Below are 4109 nucleotides of genomic sequence, written 5' to 3' on the forward strand. Positions count from 1 at the left end.
CTCCCACGATTAATGTACTTTCCATCGTTCGAAAACCAGCACGACGAATCGCGTAGTAATCGGCATCCCATTTCTCAATCTGATCGGCCGGCTGATCGCATTGCTCCCAGTATTTCTGCCTCTGTTCATCCGGCAGAAACGAAAGCGCCACATGCCCGCTGTTCCGATCATGCAGCTTGAAACTGGCGCCGATTCGCACGGCCAGCGAAACATCAGCGTCGCAATCCACGCGCGTAATCACCAGCATCTTATTGCGAACCACAATATTGAGATGGCACGACTCATTCAGTTCATGAGTCAGTGTTTCCATATGCGGCGTGGCTCGGGCAATCAATGCTTCCGTGCTCGCATGCTTGGCGCCCAGCTCGAACAGTTTCGTACTCATCCGATAACCCTGATTGGCATCGCGAATTAAATACCCCTGTTCATTCAGGCAGGCCATCACCCGAAACAGTTCCTGTTTGGTCCGCCCCAGACGATCCGCAATGTCGGTCAGCGAAAGCGGCCGCGAGATTCCGGAAAGCAACTCCAGCACCTCCAGCCCTTTTTCCAGAGCGGGTACCCGATACGAAATTCTTGAATCATTTCCCTCTAATGTTTTACTCATGAAATAAGATTTTACATATAAAACACCATTCGTCAAGCGCTAATTGGGACTTTGACCGTTTTAACTCAACCCTATAAATAAAAAGACCTTAGATGTAGTCACACCTAAGGCTCTGAACCCGGAAATGAGTGAAACGGAATCATAATTGAGTCTGCTGGCGACTCAGGGAACGGTATCGACCAGATCCTCAACGAGTTTTCGCAGGACCTGATGCGTCACCTGTAAATCGACCTGAGTGCGGCCACTCTGACCTGGCTGAGACATGAAACGCTTCAAACTGAACTGCCCGTTGGAGTGGGAAGACAGAATGATTTCATAAAACTGGGTCCCCGCCTGATTCTGGTCCGGGGGAGTCGAGCGGATTAAGACCTGGCCTGCATCTTCGTCGTATTCGAGAGGTCCGATGTTCTCCAACAGATAGGTCACTTTCTGACACAGTTTCTGCCCCCATTCTTTCAGCTTGTCAAACGCCGCCTGTGCCAGTGAAGGCACGTTGACCCGAATTTCCTGAAACGAACAGCTCATGGTATCGACCGAAGTAAAATCGATCATGACTTCGATCTTGCCTTTCGCAGCCAGGGTTACGGTTCTGGGCTGTGCAGAATGATATCCCGTTAACTGAGTCAGTTCGTGATTTAATTGATTTAATACACTCATGATTCCATCCTCCTGACGAGGATCTTATTTTTTCTCTTTTGAGTTTGTGAAATGTTTCTTACCGTCATAACTCAGGATCGTCGGTCTGTCATCCACGACGGTTTCAATATTTACGGGTCTTTTCCAGATGCTGTGCAGATTGACCAGTGTATCCTGAGCGTAATCGAGTTTGAGTTCGACGCCCAGATATTCGTGTTCCAGATAAAGTTCGCCGCGGTTTTTATAGTTGGCATCCTGAACATAAATCACAGGCCGCCCGTGGTTACTCAGGCTGTTCAACAATTGACGCTTGATCTGTTGAAATTCTCGTGACTGAATTTCGTAGGTTTTATTGGAATCGTTATACGCGAACGAAAACATCTGATTTTTATAACAGAATTCAGGAGTCAGAAACGTGTCGATAAACGTGACGTCATTGTGAATCCGGCGTACTTCAAATATTTTCTCTCTGCCCAGTCCGAGATCCTTGTCCCAGTGCTCTTTCTCAAACATATCGGGGCAATTATCATATTCGGGTCCGAACTGACCTTTGTTCCAGCGTTCTTCAATATCCTTCAGCAGTTCGATCCCCAGCTTGTACGGGTTCAGCCGGTTCGGGCTGGTGGCCATTGTGCCGCTGTGATGGTCGGCGTAATTGATCAAGCCTTCATCCGTCAAACCGTGTCTCGTCATGATTGTGGAGTGCCAGAAACTGGCCCAGCCTTCGTTCATGATCTTGGTCTGCCCCTGCGGTGCAAAGTAGTAGGCCTCATCCCGGATGATGGAAAGTATGTCGCGCTGCCAGTCTTCCAGCGGTGCATTCTGAATCAAAAAATACAGCACGTCGCGCAGGCGTTCTTTCGGAAATTTTAACTGATCGGCAAGTTCCTGGGCTTTCTTCCGTTTCTGGCTGGCCTCTTCTTCGAGGATCTCTTCCGGATTGATATAGCGGTCCATGTAATTCTTTGCAGGGAACCGGCCTCCGGAACTTTCACTCTCTTCGACGTTTCGTTGTTTTGTCTCTTCTTTTGTCTCAGTTTTCGAATTGCGCCTGATGTGGGGCAGATAGGGGTCGATCAGACTTTCCAGGGAAAGGCAGGTATCGATAAACATCTCGACCGTTTCATACCCGTAGGTGTCGACATGGCGGTTCACGCGCGTGGCGTGATTGGCCATCTGGTCGAGCATCTTGCGATTCGTGTGTGAAAACCAGGCGTTGTTCTTGAAAAAGTCGCAGTGACCATACACGTGGGCGATGACCAGTTTCTGATCGGTGATATCATTCGCGCTTAACAGATAGGCATAACAGGGATCGGTATTGATCACCATTTCGTAGATTTTCTGCAAACCGTACGAGTAACCTTTCATCAGTTCATCATACTGCGCACCAAATCGCCAGTGAGGATAGCGCACCGGAAATCCGCCATAAGCGGCAAACATGCTCAGCTCTTCATAATCCAGAACTTCAAAGATTGTTTTGAAGAAGTCGAGACCATAATCGAGCGCATGCTGTTCCATCTCCTGCTGGATATCACTCAATTCCTTAGGCAGAGGGCGATGCGTTGTTACTACCATTACGAGTCTCCGTCAGCGATTTCCGTTTCTCAATCAGAAGTGAATTGTGTTTGACTTCAGACGGCAAAACACACTTTCAACTATTCTATTTCCCTGTTCCCAGGAACGTTTTAATCGAACCGTAGATGGCCTCCTTGTCATCGATTTCAGAGAGAATGAGATTGTCATATTCTCCCTCTACCTTTCTGAGTTCCTTGATAAAATCTCCCGATCCGTAAGGGCTTCTCACCTGGCCGTAGCAGAAGAGATTGCAGATCGGAAAAATATTCTGTTTGAGATTTTCGATACAATCTGAGTTGTCTTCGCCCCAGTTATCTCCGTCCGAAAACTGGAAACAGTAAATGTTCCACATGGAAGGGGGGAAGTCCCGTTTAATAATATGGTCGGCTGCCCGGTAAGCGGATGAGATACGCGTTCCACCACTTTCGCGAGTTCGGTAGAAGGTATCTTCATCCACTTCATGAGCAACAGCATCGTGAACAATATAACGCCGTTCGATGCCGTTGTATTGACGTTTCAGCCAGGTATCGATCCAGAAGGCTTCCGTGCGCACGATTTCCTTCTGAACGTCAGTCATGGATCCTGAAACGTCCATCATATAAATGACAGCAGCATTGGTGTGCGGTTCCGAAACTGTTTTCCAGCTTCGAAAGCGTTCATCATCTTTCATCGGAACAATAGACGGGTCCGCCGGATCGTAATTATCCGTCGACATCATCCGCCGAAGTGCCCGCTTGTAAGTCCGTTTAAAATGCCGTAACGAATTCGGGCCGGTGGGACGGATTGAGGTATAACGGTCTTTTTTTGAAGTGAGGGAGTCGTCCCCCTTGGGTTCGATGCGTGGCAGCTCGAGTGCTTCGCCGAGCATGTCCGCCAGCTCTTCGAGGGTTAGTTCGACTTCCCGAATATGCTGACCCCGATCATTGCCGGCCTGTCCCTGCCCGTTGCCGTCATCTTGTCCGCGGCCGATGGGTTGGCCGACTTCGCCTTCCCCCTGGCCGACGCCGCCACTCCCTTTGTCACCGTGCTGAAAATGGGGAATCTCAATATTAGGCACGGGAATACTGACGGTTTCCCGGCCTTTTCGACCAATCATTTCGCCATGATTGATATATTTCCTGAGCTGCTGGCGAACTTTCCCCTTGATGATTTTATCGAACCGTTGCTGGTCACGATCAATTCTGCGTACCATGATATCGAGACCCTTTCTGAACAGGGAATCTGGGTTAGCCGGCTCTAAAGCAAATCCTTCTTCTCTTAGTTTTCGTGAAAATTAAAAAAACAGAATTAC

At 48.7% G+C, this 4109-nt stretch carries 4 protein-coding genes; all 4 read right to left on the reverse strand.

Annotation, left to right across the window (positions count from 1 at the left end):
* Positions 1-607, reverse strand: a 607-nt coding sequence (locus Q0294_RS09440; protein WP_299463876.1) for a helix-turn-helix domain-containing protein, incomplete at its 3' end; no start/stop codon positions are given.
* Positions 608-769: 162 nt separating this feature from the next.
* Positions 770-1264, reverse strand: coding sequence for a hypothetical protein (locus tag Q0294_RS09445; protein WP_299463879.1), 495 nt, complete (start codon positions 1262-1264; stop codon positions 770-772).
* A 24-nt stretch (positions 1265-1288) separates the two neighbouring features.
* The gene (locus Q0294_RS09450; protein WP_299463882.1) at positions 1289-2818 is read right to left on the reverse strand and encodes a SpoVR family protein; all 1530 of its coding nucleotides are present in this window, start codon (positions 2816-2818) and stop codon (positions 1289-1291) included.
* A gap of 85 nt (positions 2819-2903) precedes the next feature.
* Complete coding sequence (locus tag Q0294_RS09455) at positions 2904-4010, reverse strand: DUF444 family protein (RefSeq protein WP_299463885.1); 1107 nt, start codon at positions 4008-4010, stop codon at positions 2904-2906.
* Between the last annotated feature and the right edge of the window lie 99 nt (positions 4011-4109).

Origin of the sequence: uncultured Gimesia sp. (assembly GCF_937919775.1) — a bacterium.
GTDB lineage: Bacteria > Planctomycetota > Planctomycetia > Planctomycetales > Planctomycetaceae > Gimesia.